The organism is Ulvibacterium sp. (assembly GCF_965228935.1).
Lineage (GTDB): Bacteria > Bacteroidota > Bacteroidia > Flavobacteriales > Flavobacteriaceae > Ulvibacterium.
The window spans coordinates 1,389,075-1,404,600 of record NZ_OZ245846.1 but is presented as its reverse complement, the minus strand read 5'-3'; the positions used below and the strand labels follow the sequence as shown (position 1 = coordinate 1,404,600).

The window sequence follows — 15,526 nt, the reverse complement described above, 5'->3', positions numbered from 1 at the left end:
TGTACTTTTATTCTTCTTTTAAGTTATCTACTGGATTGGTCAAGACCAATCGTAACGTCTGGGTGCCTACGGAAAACCATACCAATACCAAGAGCAGTGCCAAAGGCAAGGCAAAGAAGTACCCGTTTAGGTCAAAACGATAGGCAAATTCAAGCAACCACTGTCCTCCCAAGTAATAGGAGACAGGAACGGCGATACCAAAACCGATCAATACCGGAATACTAAAGCTTTTTAGGAGCTTCCAAACGAGCAACATGGCACTGGCACCCAAAACCTTGCGTATGGACATTTCCTTTCTACGTCTCTCGCACCAGAATCGGGCATAGGCGATCAAGCCCAAAATACCGATACAAATAGAGATAATCGTAAACACATTGATGATAGTGGCAAATTGCCGGTCTTTATCATATTGGGCCTTGAAGTTGTCATCTACAAAATAATGGTTGAAGGGGATACCGGGATACAACGAAGCCCATTTACTTTCCAATTTTTCCAACGTTTCCTTTACGCTGTTGGGGGCAACGGTAAGTGTGATTTTCATAAACTGTTCCGGCCATACTTTTAAGGATAATAAGCCTACTTCCTCATGAAGGGATAAATAGTTAAAATCATTTACGACCCCGATTACCGTACCATTGCCACCCCATTGTTCAAAGGAGACCCCCAGGATATCCTCGGGATTTTCATATCCAAAGGCCTTTACGGCCGCCTCGTTCAAAATCAGGGCCGAGGTCTCGTCCGCCGGGCCCTTTCTAAAATCCCTCCCCGCTATGAGCTGTAGCCCATAGTCTTCCACAAAGTTGTAGTCCACTAGGTTTAGATTTATTTCCCCATTACTACTTCTTCCGTTTACATCCAATAATTGTGTTGCCACCCCATTTGGTATCTGGCCGGGAACATGGGAGCTAAAGGTTACTGCCTCCACTCCGGGAATAGCCCCAAGTTCCTGCTTTAGGGACTCAAAAGCTGTTCCTATGGTCGAATTCGGGCCGTAATCCAAAACGATTTTATGCGCGGTATCCATACCTAAATCCTGATTTTGGATATAGTTCAATTGGTAATAAATAATACATGATCCTATAACCAGAGCACTTGTTATGGCAAACTGAAAAATCAATAAGGAGGTCCTTGTATTCAGGACATGGGTATACTTGCCATCCAGCTTGGGTTTATGGATAGTTGAAATCCGGGCAAACTTTACCGCCGGATATATCCCTCCTAGTAAGGTTAGTATTAGAGGAATCAAGGGAAGCAGTAAAATAAAAAGGGGATTTGAAAGAAAGGCAACATCGAAACGGCCTCCCATAAGGTTTTCAAAAAATGGAAACGTAAAGAGGGTCAGCACTATGGACAATACCGTTGCCAATAGGGTAAGCAATAGCGATTCTACAAAAAACTGTTTGAAAATGTCATGTTTAGAGGCACCAATGGTCTTCTTAACGGAAACATCCTTGGCTTCCACCGAAAGTTGTGCCGTCGTTAGGTTTATAAAATTGGAAACCGCCAATAAAAGTATCATAATTCCTATGGCAAAAAGGATATACAGATTGGAACGCTTTCCTTTTGGTCCCAGTTCACCCAGTTTTGGGGAACTGAAATGTAATCCATTCAGAGGTTCCAGGGAGAGTATGTACTTATCATGGGTATTGCTCTCCTCAAGATACTGGGGAATGGTACGCAATACTTCCTCCAAATTGGTATGGCTCTGTTTGTCCTTCAACAAAAAATACGTGTTCATGGGGAACCATTCCCAATTCTCATTCACATTGGGCCTATCTTTAAGAAAAGTTGCCATCGAAATCAAAAAATCGAACTGCAGATGCGAGTTAGAGGGAATATTTCGGATAACGCCCGAAACCATAAATGGCACATCGTCGTAAAGCAATACTTTGTTCAGAGCGTTTGCACTTCCAAAGTACTTTATGGCCGTATTTTCGGTAAGGATTATTTTATCCGGGCCATCCAAGGCAGTTGACGGATTTCCGGCGACCAAATCAAAGTTGAATACCTTAAAAAAGGTGGGGTCCGCATAATAAATGTTCTCGCTCTCGGAAAAGAGTTTGTCCCCATGTTTAATGGCATGACTCCCATATTCCTTGTTGATACGGACAAATTCCTCCACAGCGGGGGACTGGGACTTTACATAAGGGCCTACCGGCACGGCACTAAGACCCAGCGAGAGGTTTCCCGTAGGGGACTCAATGGTCGTATTGATCTTGGTGATTTTTTCATAATTTGCATGAAAAGTATCGTAATTCAATTCCTGATACAGATAGATGGCGATATAAAACAGACTTACTATCCCAACAGCCAGGCTAAACAGTTTGGTAAAAGTGCTTCCTTTTTTATTCCATAATTTGCGACGCGCGATTTTGATGAAGTTGAACAACATAATTTCCGTTTTTTGATGATTTTCCTTTTAGGAGATTCGTGTTATGATTCTACCAATTTTTTGGGTTAATGGTCATTTCCAATGCTGTTGAAGGCTCATCTTAGACCCCTGTCCCAAGGCGCACTGTAAAGTAGCGGGACGGATCTTTTAACTTTTCCTTCGATCTTCATGCCATAACTGTAATGCTCTAAAAATCAGATGCCTGGAGATTAAATCAAAGAAAAAAAGCGGTTGGGTGTAAAATATTTGGACAGGAGGTGTACAATATATTTACATGGCTTTGGATAAAGCTCGATCAAAACGATTAGAATGGTTAAGTTGATGACCCTAGAGGTGATAGTCCCATGATATGGGACGTGTTTGTCATAGGATTTGGAGAAGGTGGAGGAAACAGATTCGTGCTCTTAACGAAAAAATCGGACTGGGAGGCAGTCCGATTACCAAGAACGTTCAGTACCATCTATAAGTGTTGAAACATTCCGAAATTCCGTTGCTCCCCTTAGCGTAGGCCAACGGGTTTTTGGGAGGAAAGGGCCAAAGACGGAGGTTGTACGATGAGATTGAAAGCAGTTTCCTTATAGCAACCGGAATCTTTGGAGCGGGCCACCCGGGCCGTAATGGTTTCCTTGCCTATATCAAGATTGCTCATGCGGTTAGGGAGTGGAGTGGATTGCCTTCCCCATCAAAATAGGAGACCATCAGACCGCTCTGTCCACCAAGGATGGTAGATTCAACAAGGGAGGTATCAAAAGTGTAGGAGGTACCTGTGCCGGATGTGGTTTCAAAGGCAAGCACATCATCCATAGGATATACCGTTATATTCTCCGTGACGTTTAGGGTTGTAGTGAGGCGTAACTCGCGCCATGCTTTGGTCGTGATTCGGGCGGTTATGGTATAGGTACCTCCCGATGAAAATTCATGGTTCGGGTTAAGGTCTGTGGAGTTATTTTTTGCCTCCGAGTCAGGATCGCCAAAATCCCAGGTCACGGTAGCAATCTGCCGGCTATCCGTAAGATCAAAACTTGTGGATAAATCGGAGCAGGCCGAAATGTAATTGATTCGGTAGTCGGAGACGCTGTTGAGCGTGCCGAAAGCCTTTAAATAATAATTGGGAGATACTTCACGGTGCGATGTGGGATGCACACTGGCGAGACGATCAGCTGCCGTCATATATTCGGAGGTGTGGCAATCCTTGAAGTAGGCCGGTTCTGTTTCCCCCTCGGTAAAAGCGGCATAGAGAAAATGTCCTTCCGGAGCAAGGGAAGTAACTTCAATAAACACGTTTTCAATAACGGATGGAATAACGAGGGGGGCGTCAAAATTAATCCGTAACGTTTGTATGGGTGTTGGTTTTGTAAAAGGTGCGGGCATCCCGGTCAGGGCCACATCCTGACTGGATCCTATCAATTTGGTGGGGTCAAAGGAATTTGGAAAATTCCCGTCAATTTCATAAACATTAACACGGAGCATCCCAAAGGTGTCCTGTCCATACCATTGCCTAAATGCTATTTCGACCGAATCAAGTATAAGTTGGTCGTTTTCGGTAACACCGAAGTCCTGGAGAACAAAGGCCCTACCATATGAAATGCCATTCTCACAGGACGATGAAGATTCTCCTGTTGTTCTCCCAATATTTTGGGTTAAGGTAATTTGTGCATGAATCGAAGAAAAAGCAAGCACCAAGGTCAGTGCGAATACGATGCGAGTGTAGTTGTGGGGTTTCATATCGAAGTGTATTTGCGTAGTTAGTTCAAGTGTACCCCTGCCGGGTTTCACTTGTAGCTTATGTTATTTCGATATCTAAATTAGGGGCGAAATCTCCGTTCTCCATGTATCGTCGCGTGAACGGTGTACTTCATCCTTTAACCGGTAAAGTCGCTTTCCTCGGAGTAGGTCTTCAAAATAGATGTTTGGCACAGGGATAGTAAAAAGGAAATCGGTAAGTTCTATCCGATACGTGTCCCAGTTAGGTTCCGGACTATTCTTGTAGCCCAATATTTTCCCTATCAATGGTTTTTTCGTAATTATAGACATCCCTTACCTGGTCTTCACTATTAGCGGTTTCCAACCAATTGGACCAGACCATGAACCAGGACCATTGGGGTTGGGCCTTTAGGACGTTGACCTTGGGAAGTGTACCGACTTCCCCCAAGGCGATAGGCTTCCCCTCTGCCAAGGCCAATAGTTGCTTATAATCCTTCTGTTCGTAATCGGAATGGTACACGTCCGTGGCCAGAATATCCACATATTCATGTCCAGGATAATAGTCCTTATAATCAAAGGCTTCATCTTCAGGGATGTCCCTAGGGCCATTGGCATTCCACACCCATAGGAGATTGTTCAACTTATGATATTCTACCAAACGCTTAAATAATTGTTTCCAGAGTTTGGAGAATCCTTCCGTGCCTTTTTTATCGCCCCACCAAAACCAAACCCCGTTCATTTCATGATAGGGCCGCCATAATACCGGAATATTGGCCTCCTGCAGCTTTTTGAGATTCTTGGCTATATGATCTACCTGGGCCAACCATCTCTTGTGCAAGCTCGTGCCAGGAGTGATTAACTCTTTCCACTCGGTATCGGAAATTTCGCCCTGTACGCTTTTTTTCCATGGAAATGGGGCATCATCCGTAGGTTTGCCTACATGCCACATTAGGGTAATTATGGCCCCTTCATTGTGTTTTCGTATAGCTTCCTGGACTACCCCTTCCCCCGGATCTTCAGAACCGCTCCAATAGAAATCCGTTCCCCAGACGGCCGGGTATTTTCCACTGATTTCCTGGGCCCGATCATAGTACCGCTTCGGTTCATGGTTATAACTATGCTGTCCGGATAGGATCCTACCATCCAAGGCATAGATATATTCCAGAAGGGCCTTGGCTTCCTTGGTGGCGTTTTTATTTACCGGTGGCATTTGACCAAAGGCCATCAAAGCAGATAAAATCGATATTCCGAAAACCACTTTTTGTATAAATAGCGTACGCATCTTCATTCACTTTTTAGTATCCAGCTCCGTTCCAAGCTTGTCCTTCAAATTTCGGGATTTCAACCTAGAACTACAAGATAATCGTCATGAATGCAGGAGTCTATTCAGTTCGTAAACTTTTTACGGGGTTGGCCGTAGCCGATTTTACCACCTGTATGCCCAATGTGAAACTGGTAATCAGAAAAGCGATCAATCCGCCCAAGGCAAACATCCACCATTGGATGGTAATGCTATACGCAAAACTGGCCAGCCATGTGTCCATGACATACCAAGCGATGGGAAAGGCAATAAGGGCAGCGACGCCAACAAGCAATATATAGTCCTTGGACAACAAGACCACGATCTTAAATACACCCGCGCCCAATACTTTGCGGATTCCTATTTCCTTGACCCGCCTTTTTGCCATAAAGGAAATTAGCCCGAACATGCCCAGACAAGAGATAAAAATCGTCAACAAGGCCACTACATTGACCGTTTTTAGCATGCCCTCGATCAGATTGTACTGGCTACTGACCTTTTCGCTTAAATAATTTTGTTCATAGGTTCTTCGAGAAGCTATGGTTCCAAATGACCGTTTTAGAAATTCCTGGACGGTATCGCCATGGCCGGGCATCGTCCTTACCGAAATATAGCGGTGGGTACCCAAATCCTTTTGGGGCCTGTAATAATGCACTAGGGGTTCAACGCCATGTTGCAAATCCTGGTAATGAAAATCCTCCATCACCCCAACTACTGGATACCCTTCAAAATTGCTGTTTTTAAACTTCAACCGTTTACCTTCAATGGATTCCCACCCAAAGGCTTCCAGGGCACTACGGTTTATAATGGCAACATTCTCCTCTGCGGTATCCATGGCTTCATTAAAGTCCCTTCCCATTACTATCGGCACTTGCAGCGTTTTTAGATAGCCTTCATCGGTATAGGCATATCGGGTACGGACGTCCCTTTTGGTTTCGGGGTCATGAAACGGGTTGAAGGCATTGTAATAATCAGATGGAATAACCTGGCTTGTAGAAAAACTTTTTACATATGGGTTTGTGTCCAGTTTATCCAAAAAGGCCCTAAATTCCGAGTTTGCCCGTTCCGGGTTTCTATAGTCGAGCGCAATGTTACCCACAATAACGTCCTCCCGGTCAAAACCAACATCGGCACTTTTCATGAAGCCAATTTGATCGTTCAAAATAATCGCACCACATATAAAAAGAATGGCTATGGCAAATTGTAGAATGATAAAAGAATTGCGAAAAAAGAAATTGCCCTTAACGGCAGCTATCTTTCCCTTAATCCCCATGGCAACCGGTACGGATATAAAGCGGAGAGTAGGAAGAATACCAACGACCAAAGTGACCAAGAGGCCCAAGGCGATGGTATACAGCACCACCGGATAGTCCTTCGCCAGATCAAACTGTATCTTACCAAAATCCGTTCCAAAAATGTCGTTCATTTTAGGAAGCAGTACCCCAAGGAAAAGTCCTCCCGAAATTAGGATGGAGACAAAAACCAGAATACCATTTTCTACACAAAACTGTAGGACAACGCTCTTTTTGCCACCACCCAAAATCTTCCGTACCGCAATGTCCTTGGTACGCCTAAACATAGTGGAGGTATTCAGGTTGAGCAGATTGACCAATACAATGAGCAATACGAAAAAGGATGCGGCAATACATCCGTTAATGATAATTTTTACCACGGGTATGGCATCCATCCTGCTTTGGGAATAAGGTGCGGCCCTTAACTCGGTAAAGACACTTGGGTCTGCGTAATTTTCCCGTGCCAATTGATTCACATGTTTCGTCAATTGTGCTATATCCGTATTTGGTTGAACCTTGAAATAACTTAGCGAAAAACTGTCTGCCCAATTTAATCTGGAAAGAAAATAAGGATTGTCCTTCAGTATATCATTAGGTAAGACTACCCCTAAACGAAAAAAAGAATATGGACTTATAGGTTCAAAAACCCCTGTAACCGTAAGATTCAAGGAGTCCGCCCCCGTAATCGTTCTTCCAACGGGATTGGTATCGCCAAATATCTTTTTACTGACCCTGTCGGTAAGGATAACGGAATACTTCCTTTCCAAGGCGGTCTTGGCATCACCATATTTTAAGGGCAGGGAGAACACTTCAAAGAACTCGGAATCTACATAATCCGTCTCTTCCTGCAGTTCTTTGTCACCATGTTCCAACCACATATTGTCCCAACCGTGAAGGTGTGTCCCTGCAATTACCTGAGGTGAGGTCTCCAAAATTTTATCCAATAAAGGGTATGGGGTTTCCCTGTATTTTGCGCCACCCGGGGTTATGGTATTGAAGTAGTAGATGTTTTCTTGGTCTCTTATATCGGCATCGGCAGTATAGTAGGCATACACCGAAAACATTAGGGTCAACACACTGCCAATACCAATACTTAGGCCCAAAAGGTTTAGGGAAGAAAGTAATTTGTTTTTCCAAAGATTTCGTAATGGTAATGTCAAGTGGTTTCTGAACATGGTGGCCATTTTTAGTATAAGTTATGTGTCGAATATCGATTTTATGGCACTATTTAGGAAAGTCATTAATCTATTTACATGCCATAATCATATTGCTCTATAAATCAATATTTTATACCCTTATTGAAGAGAAAACAGAGGATAGTGTGTAAAACATTTGGACACCTTAAATCTGGTTCCAATTAAATATGTCATCATAGACCTCTTCATTCCGTTTTTAAACTTTTAACCGGATTTGCATTTGCCGCCTTTAAGGCTTGAAAACCTACAGCTGCAGTGCCGATACATATAGAAACTGCTCCTGCCAGTGCCAACAACCCAAATGATAACTCTATACGATAGGCAAAATTTTGAAGCCATGAATCGGCCGTCCACCAAGCGATAGGAGCCGCAATTACAAAGGCAATGCCAATTAATCTCAGGAAATTGGTCGTTTGAAGCCCTACGATTTGCGAAACCGTTGCCCCCAAGACTTTTCTAATCCCAATTTCCTTGATGCGTTGATTTATCGATAAACGAGCCATGCCCAGCAGTCCAATGCAACAGATGATCAGGGAAAGAACGGTGGCTATATTGACCAATTTTTGCCATTGCTGCTCCCGTTTGTATTGTTTTGCGTTCAAATCATTCAAAAAATCATAGGTAAACACGGCATCCGGCATAATGGTCTTGTACACCTTTTCCAATGCCCGAATAGCCTCCTGTTGCCTTGACTGTTGAAATTTGACCAAAATTTTCCCATATGGGGCTTGCAGCATAGACATGACCATTGGTTTGATAGGTTCCCTGAGCGAACCAAAATGAAAGTCCTTCACTACCCCGATTATGGTTTTCCTCTGTTGACCTTCATCATTTTCAATCAAGTTTATCGATTTTCCCAATGGATCGGATAAATTGCTCTCCTGTACAAATGTCTCGTTTACAATAACTGAATTTGTCGGGTCGGTCGCGAAATCAGTAGAGAAATTCCGCCCCAAAAGCATAGGAATCTCAACATCGGGTAAATAGTTTTCATCGACTCTTTGGAATTTGGATTCTAACTGCCTATTATTGGCCATTACACTATGAGACCCGTAAGTTTGGACGTAGGAAACTGATTCTATTGCCGATTCTTTGGATAACTCTTGTTTCAACACCTTGCCGATAGCGGCATGATCCCTGTTCCCTGAAATAGAAGTGGTAATGATTTGGTTGGGATTATAGCCCAAATCCTTGGCCCGTATATAATCCATTTGGTCATGGAATACAATGGCCGCGATGAGCAAAAATATACCCAATGAGAATTGAAAAACAACCAATCCACGTCCGGCTAAATTCCTACTGCTCCATTTCAATTTGTTATAAAGCACCTCCGAAGGACGTAATTTGGAAAGGACAAAAGCCGGATAAAGGCCGGTAAGTAAAATAACCGATCCAAAAATTAAAATTAGGAAGATCCCTGCTTGAAAAGTTAGCATTTCCGCAAATACAAACTGCTTATCCGTAAGCGTATTAAAAAACGGGGTCAACATCTTTAGGATCCATAGGGAAAGTAGCAATGACATACTGCACAGCAGGCCCGATTCCATAAGGAACTGTGAAATAATTTGAGTCTTGCTTCCTCCGGTTATTTTTCTGACCCCAATTTCCTTTGCCCTGTTTATGGCGGAAGCTATGCTAATATTTATAAAATTGATGGCCGCCATGAGCAAGATCAACAAGGCAATGGCGATAAAAACAATGGAATATATGGGGTTGCTTGTATTAACAATCCCGGACTCACCATTAAAATCATTATCGCTCAAGAGCGGGTTCAGGTGAACGTCCAGCATATTCTGCAAGCCATAATTGATTTTGGAATCGAAGCCATAGCGCACAATGTTCTGTTCCACTTGATCCCTGGCGTGGACGGCAAACACTTGATTGAATTTTTCTTTTATCGCCTTTAAATCTGATGAAGGTTCCAAAACCACAAAGGTTCCCAAATAGGCATTCAGCCAATTTGTGTCCACAAAAGCAAGTTCAAGAAAGCTGAATGGCAGTAAAATATCAAATTGAATCGAAGAGTTCTTAGGAGGATTCTTTGCTACTGCTGAGATAACCAACGGCTTTTTTAATCGCTGATACGAAGGGTTTGATTTCATATGCAGCGCTTTGCCCACTACATCGGTAGTATTGAAAAGTCGCAAGGCCGTATTTTCAGAAAGTACCACGGCGTTTACCTCGTCCAACGCGGTTTGCATATCTCCATCCAACAGGGGAAACGTAAAGACCTCAAAAAAATTGGTGTCAACAAAAAGTGTGTTAAGGCCAAGGGTTTTCTCCCCTGCAGAAACTTCACTGTTAATTTGACCTCCCATGACACGCACATACTTTTTGATTTCAGGTACGGCCTCCTTGAATGCCCGTCCCTGTACCTGACCTGTTGTGCCTACGGTTTGGGCAATGGCCCCCTTGTGTTCTACCAAGTTTGTGGTGATTCGATAGAGGTTTGGATTATGGGTATGAAAATCATCGAAACTATGCTCATCGTTCCAGTAGATCAATGCAAAAAGCAAACAGGTGATAGCGACCGTAATTCCTGCTACATTTATCGCGGAATAGAACCTGTTTTTCCAAAGGTTGCGCCAAGCGATTTTTAGATGGTTTCTAAACATACTCCTTGTTTTTATTTCCTAGGTTTTTCAATCGTACTTTGCGTTATGACCAAATGAAAAACCTCTGGTCTTATGTCTTACGTCTTTAATCTTACATCTTGTTTATTCCGTCCGAAGACTTTTTACGGGGTCGGCATTGGCGGCCGCAAGCGTCCGAATACTCATTATTCCCAACGCAACAAGGAGCATAGTGATTCCGCCCAGAAAAAAGATCCACCAACTTAAGGTCGTCCTATAGGCAAAACCTTGTAACCAATAGTCCAGGCCCCACCAAGCTATGGGTGCGGCTATGGCGAAGGCTATACCGACCAAGATCAAAAATTCCCTACAAAGCAATAGGTTCAACTGCGCCAATGAAGCCCCCAATACTTTACGAATTCCTATTTCCTTGGTTCGCCGCTCCGTAGTGTGGATGACAAGGCCCAAGAGGCCCAAACAACTGATCAGAATGGCCAGACCGGTAGACCACTTCAATAACATAGACGCCCTTCGCTCCTGTTCATAAAACTGTTTTATGGTGTCATCCATAAAACGGAGTTCAAAATCCATTTCGGGATAGGCGGTTTTCCATTTTTCTTCTACTTCGGCCATAACGGTCGACCAATTTTCCGAAGGCCCCAACAGGGAAAAATGGACGATTTCAAATAGGGAAAAATCATTTCTGAATATATCCCCTACCAAGGCCATTGGTCGAATTGCGGAGCGAAGAGAGCCTTGATCGAAATCTTCCATGACCCCAACAATAGGATTCAATTCGTCATCCAATCTTAAGGGTTCCCCAATAGCCTCCCAAGGATGTTCAAAGCCCAACATTTTGGAGTAGGTTTCATTGATGACATACTCTTTGATGGTATCATTAAGGCGCTCACGCCCTGCCAATAGTTTAATGTCGAAAAGTTCCCTATAATTTAAATCTCCGAAAAGCAGTTGTACACTGGTAAGGATATCTCTCCCTTTGTTCGTGTACGCTATATCCGCTGTGCGCATATTACTAGATGCCGGAGGATTCCAACCCAGGCTTACTTGGGATATTAACGGAAAGGACTTTAGTTCCTCCGCAAAGTTTAGACGCTTGTTTAAATCCGGATTATTCCAAGTTCCAATATAGGCAATGGCCTCCGTCTTAAAACCCATGTCCTTATTCATTAAAAAATTCAACTGTTTTCCCACCAAAATAGTGGCTACAATAAAAATCTGGGCAATAACAAATTGAAAAACGGTTAAGTATTTTCGCAAAGTTGACTTACCCGTTCCCGGCAATCCCTGGTTTTTTAATACGGACACGGGTTTAAAATGGGACAAGACCAGGGCGGGATAAAAACCGGACAACAAGGTTATGACCCCTAACAACAAAATAATACAACCCACGATTACCGGACTTGAGAATAGCCCGAAGTTTAGTCCTGGAGGTATAAAATCGTTAAACAATAGCAGTAACCTTGAAGAAAGAAACAAAGAAACGATGGCCGCAGCACCGGTCAACAGAAATGTTTCACCCAAAAACTGAAAGACCAAACGTTTCCTTGAACTCCCCAGTGTTTTCCGAATGCCGATTTCCTTAGAGCGCTTTGTAGCCTGTGCCGTATTCAAATTAATGAAATTAATACACCCCAATAGCAGAAGAAACAAGGCTACGAACATCAAATTTTTCAATACGGTCTTACTGCCTCTATACTCGCTTTGATCAAAAACCATATAGTCGGAATTCAGATGAATATCTGACAAGGGTTGTAGATGGAAGCTCCTTGTTTCGCCCCTGTCGTACATTCCATCGTCTTCATTTTCCTTGGATAACCTATCCAAATGTCGTTGTACGTTGCCCAAAGCATTGTTATCCACAAGTCTTATAAATACCTGGGAACCGGAATTGGTACTATTCCATTCATCATTATCGATCAGGTTTTTCTGGCCAAAGCTATGGGCTGTTTTCAAGGACAGGAATTCTTGAAAAATGAAATCGCTTTGATCTTTAAAATTAGACACTACGCCAACTACCTTAACAGGAACGGAATCGTTATACAATACTGTTTTCCCCATGACCTCATTGGGGCGCATTCCTGGAAAGTATTTTCCAGCCCTCCTATCGGTCAATACCACTTCATTGGGGTTGGAGAGGGCCGCTTCAGGAGCCCCTGCAAGCCATTCATAAGAAAAGATTTGAAAGTATTCCTTATCCGCATAAATCTGGTTCCCCGGATTTCTGAAAACTTTATCCCTGTCTTTTGAATATGCCTTTTGAGCGTATGCACTGAAAAAAGTGCTGGTCAATTCAATCCCCGTTACCCCTTCCTTTAGAGCCTTTCCCAAAGGAACGGCAACCCCCCTATTATGAAATTCCGCTTCGGGGGTCTTAAAATCGGTGGTCACTCTGTAAATACGTTCACCATCGGGATGGAACTTATCAAAAGTTAGGTCATAATAAACGATGGCCCCAATGACAAACGAAGCACTAAGTCCAATGGAGAGACCTATGATGTTTATGATGGAAAATGCCTTATTGTTCCAAAGGTTTCTAAAAGCGATTTTTAGATAGTTTCTAAACATACTCCTTGTTTCTATTTCCTAGGTTTCCTGATTTTACTTGGCCCTAATGCCCAAATGACAAACCTCCGATCTTACTTCTTACGTCTATAATCTTACGTCTCTGTATTTATTCCGCCCGCAGACTTTTTACAGGATTGGCTCTTGCCGCCTTTATGGCCTGAAAACTTACGGTCAATAGGGCAATGCAAATAGCGATACAACCCGCGATTACAAATACCCAGGTATTAATCTCAATACGATAGGCAAACCCTTCCAGCCACTTTTGCATCATCCACCAGGCAAATGGGCCGGAAATCAGTAGGGCTATGAGCACCAGCCCCATAAAATCCATTGATAATGATTTGACGATTCCGGCAACGCTACTTCCCAAGACTTTGCGCACTCCGATTTCCTTTCTTCGTTGCTCGGCCGTATAGGACGACAATCCAAAAAGGCCCAAACAGGAAATGATGATAGCGAGAAGAGCGAACGATCGTGAAAGATTGCCCACAAGTTGTTCACTAGTGAATATAGCATTAAAGGTGTCTTCTACAAATTCATATTCAAAGGGAAAGGCCGGGTTCTGTTTTTTCATGACCTCTTCCATTTCTGCAAGGGCCTTGGCCATAGGAACACCAGACTTGATTCTCACGTACATATTCCCGGTATATTCGGGATTGTTATAGAACATGACCGGATCGCCCGACCCGTACATATCCCCATATAAATAATCCTTTACTACCCCAATCACGGTGTATTCGGTATCGTTCCTACGTATTCGCTTGCCAATGGCACTTCCCGTGCCCATTAGTTTTGAAAAGGATTGGGTAATCAAGACGTTTTCACTATCCGTTCCAACATCGTTGGTAAAACCACGACCTTCCAAAATTTCCATTCCCGCGGTATCGAAAAAATCGGCACTTATATATCTTTGGGAAATAAGTACGTCCTCGGTATCCTTGCCGCCCTCCCATTGAAGGCCGGAGCTGTTATTACCACCAAAAAGTATGTTACTATTCATCAAGGCTACGTTTTCAACAGCACCAGTGGATATCATTTCCTGTCTAATAGGTCCAAAATTCATTAGTACATCCCCATTTACCGGAAGTTGAACAAGATTCTCCTGCTCATACCCCATTTCCCTACTTTTTACGTGTCGTACTTGTTGGTAGACCACGATGGTGCCAATAATAAATACTATGGAAGCCGTAAATTGGGCAACGACCAGTCCTTTACGTATCAAGGGAGCACTTCCTTCCTTGGCTTTCACTCCTTTCATGGTTTCAACAGGCTTAAAAGAGGATAGATAAAATGCCGGGTACCATCCCGAAATGAGGCCACAGATCAAGGTAATGCCCAAAAGCGGAAGTAGATGGGCCACATCAAACATACGAAGTTGAAGTTGTTTTCCAATGAGTGTGTTGAACTCGGGCAGCAGGATCCAAATGAACAGGATGCTGGCCAGGGCCGCCAAGGATGTGGTAATCAGTGCCTCGGCCATAAATTGGACCATTAGCTTCCTCCTACCAGAACCCAACACTTTACGAACCCCTACCTCTTTGGCTCTTTTTTCACTTCTTGCTGTGGAAAGGTTCATAAAATTGATACAGGCAATCAATAAAATAATCAGGGCGATAAAGGAAAACAACCGGACATAGACAATTTGACCACCTACTTTTTTCCCATTCTCAAAATTAGATCTTAAACGCCAATCCTTCATGGGATGGAGAAAGGCATATCTGTCCTCTTCCCCTATTTTTGAGGGAATGAATTCGCGTACTTTGGCATCCACCATTTCAAAATCGGCTTTCGGCGAAAGCTCTACAAAAGTGTCGGCAAAACCGTTCCGGTATTCCTTCATCCACTCCTTGCCCAGCGCATACCTTTCAAAAGGAGCAGCCCATTGAAAACCAAAGGACACGTTATTGGGCAAATTTTCGTAAACCCCTGTAATACGGTAATTTGTATCCTTGTTTACCCGAATCACTCTGCCTAGGGCAGTAGTATTCCGTCCGTAAAGTTGCTCGGCCGTCTCCCTGGAAATCACAATGGCATCAAAATCATCAAAAGCGGTGGCGGCATCCCCCTCAATAAAGGAAAGGCTGAACATGTCCAAAAAATCGGGATCCACAAATCTACCGAACCTGTTAATGCCCTTTTCGCCAACCGTGAACAAAAGATTTTCCCCAGTTGTCCTAGCACTACCTACTATTCCGGGAATCTCATCTTTCATTGCCTGCGCCAAAGGTCCGGGGGTGGATTGATAAAATGTACGCCACTGACCTTCAAACCGATTGTTTGTGGGCACGTAGTACACAAGTTCCTGTTTTGGGAAAACACTATCGAAGTTTATTTCGTCCTCCACCCAAAGCAATATCAAGCCGGCACAGGTGATTCCAATGGCCAAACCAAAAATATTCAATGCACTATACCCTCTGTTTTTCCAAAGGTTGCGCCAAGCAATTTTTAGATAATTTCTATACATACTCCTTGTTTTTATTTTC

General features: G+C 43.3%; 8 protein-coding genes. All 8 read right to left on the bottom strand.

What is annotated here, in order from left to right; translation table 11 throughout:
• Positions 1–7: 7 nt before the first annotated feature.
• Positions 8–2,392, bottom strand: coding sequence for an ABC transporter permease (locus ACO06Y_RS05825; protein ID WP_422082889.1), 2,385 nt, complete (start codon positions 2,390–2,392; stop codon positions 8–10).
• 499 nt (positions 2,393–2,891) lie between these two features.
• On the bottom strand, positions 2,892–3,041 hold the full coding sequence (locus tag ACO06Y_RS05820) for a hypothetical protein (protein ID WP_422082888.1): 150 nt from the start codon (positions 3,039–3,041) through the stop codon (positions 2,892–2,894).
• Positions 3,038–4,117, bottom strand: a complete 1,080-nt coding sequence (locus ACO06Y_RS05815) for a PKD domain-containing protein (protein WP_422082887.1) — start codon at positions 4,115–4,117, stop codon at positions 3,038–3,040. The genes ACO06Y_RS05820 and ACO06Y_RS05815 overlap by 4 nt, the downstream gene beginning before the upstream one ends.
• A gap of 253 nt (positions 4,118–4,370) precedes the next feature.
• Positions 4,371–5,378, bottom strand: a complete 1,008-nt coding sequence (locus tag ACO06Y_RS05810) for a glycosyl hydrolase (protein ID WP_422082886.1) — start codon at positions 5,376–5,378, stop codon at positions 4,371–4,373.
• Between the two features lie 100 nt (positions 5,379–5,478).
• Positions 5,479–7,863 (bottom strand): ABC transporter permease, encoded by a 2,385-nt coding sequence (locus ACO06Y_RS05805; protein WP_422082885.1) that lies wholly within the window; start codon positions 7,861–7,863, stop codon positions 5,479–5,481.
• Positions 7,864–8,069: 206 nt separating this feature from the next.
• Positions 8,070–10,499 carry an ABC transporter permease gene (locus ACO06Y_RS05800; protein WP_422082883.1) on the bottom strand — a complete coding sequence of 810 codons (2,430 nt, stop codon included), beginning with the start codon at positions 10,497–10,499 and terminating at the stop codon, positions 8,070–8,072.
• 102 nt (positions 10,500–10,601) lie between these two features.
• The gene (locus tag ACO06Y_RS05795) at positions 10,602–13,043 is read right to left on the bottom strand and encodes an ABC transporter permease (RefSeq protein WP_422082882.1); all 2,442 of its coding nucleotides are present in this window, start codon (positions 13,041–13,043) and stop codon (positions 10,602–10,604) included.
• Positions 13,044–13,149: 106 nt separating this feature from the next.
• Entirely contained in the window at positions 13,150–15,507 is a 2,358-nt protein-coding gene (locus ACO06Y_RS05790; RefSeq protein WP_422082881.1) for an ABC transporter permease, read from the bottom strand.
• Positions 15,508–15,526: the final 19 nt, after the last annotated feature.

Excerpts from the sequence above, each read along its gene's own strand:
- ACO06Y_RS05805 (WP_422082885.1), bottom strand. The coding sequence starts at position 7,863 with ATGTTCAGAAACCACTTGACATTACCATTACGAAATCTTTGGAAAAAC.
- ACO06Y_RS05815 (WP_422082887.1), bottom strand. The coding sequence starts at position 4,117 with ATGAAACCCCACAACTACACTCGCATCGTATTCGCACTGACCTTGGTG.
- ACO06Y_RS05825 (WP_422082889.1), bottom strand. The coding sequence starts at position 2,392 with ATGTTGTTCAACTTCATCAAAATCGCGCGTCGCAAATTATGGAATAAA.
- ACO06Y_RS05790 (WP_422082881.1), bottom strand. The coding sequence starts at position 15,507 with ATGTATAGAAATTATCTAAAAATTGCTTGGCGCAACCTTTGGAAAAAC.
- ACO06Y_RS05820 (WP_422082888.1), bottom strand. The coding sequence starts at position 3,041 with ATGAGCAATCTTGATATAGGCAAGGAAACCATTACGGCCCGGGTGGCC.
- ACO06Y_RS05795 (WP_422082882.1), bottom strand. The coding sequence starts at position 13,043 with ATGTTTAGAAACTATCTAAAAATCGCTTTTAGAAACCTTTGGAACAAT.
- ACO06Y_RS05810 (WP_422082886.1), bottom strand. The coding sequence starts at position 5,378 with ATGCGTACGCTATTTATACAAAAAGTGGTTTTCGGAATATCGATTTTA.
- ACO06Y_RS05800 (WP_422082883.1), bottom strand. The coding sequence starts at position 10,499 with ATGTTTAGAAACCATCTAAAAATCGCTTGGCGCAACCTTTGGAAAAAC.